The sequence below is a fragment of the Vibrio sp. 03_296 genome (assembly GCF_002265885.1).
The window spans coordinates 1-711 of the sequence record NZ_NPKW01000461.1; the positions used below are offsets into that span (position 1 = coordinate 1).

Sequence of the window (711 nt, forward strand, 5' to 3'; positions counted from 1 at the left end):
CCTTATGGTAGGCAAAACCACCCCAGCCGCGATGTTGCGCGCCAGCAAGATGACCGACAACATCTGCTATCTCGATTTTAGTGATGACCATGGCAACTTCGACAGCGTGGATATTGATCTGGTAAAAATCAGTAAAGAAGTAACCGATTTCTTTATCAGCCAAGGTTTTGATCGCATTGGTTTTATTGGCGGTCAAGACGAACCCGGCCAAGCCGACATTCGCGAAAATTGGACCTTTGCGTGAATATGGTCAGTTGAAAGGCGTGGTCAATGATGCGGACATTTATCGCGGCGATTTCTCCAGTTCATCTGGCTACAAGTTGGCAAAAAGCATGTTAGAACGCAGTGATTATCCGAAGGCGCTGTTTATCGCTTCCGACTCCATCGCGATTGGCGTGCTGCGCGCTTTGCTCGAACAGTGGCTCCAACATTCCCCGCGATATTTCGCTGATCAGCGTTAACGACATTCCCAACGCCAGATTCACTTTCCCGCCGCTCTCAACGGTGAGAATTCACTCGGAAATGATGGGCATTCAAGGCGTAAACTTACTGGTTGAAAAAGCGCGTGATGGCCGAGCACTGCCGCTTAAAGTGTATGTGCCAAGCAAACTCAAGCTCCGAGGAACGACGCATGAGAGAGGAAGCATGCATGAACAGTGAGAACTGACTTAAGAGACTGGAAGAAAACGCCTGTCTTGATCTGCATAAGCT

Annotated in this window: 1 pseudogene; it reads left to right on the plus strand. The window is 49.1% G+C overall.

Going from position 1 to position 711, the window contains the following annotated elements:
• Window positions 1–660 (plus strand): annotated as a pseudogene (ebgR, locus tag CIK04_RS25400) (transcriptional regulator EbgR); the annotation flags it as partial.
• Between the last annotated feature and the right edge of the window lie 51 nt (window positions 661–711).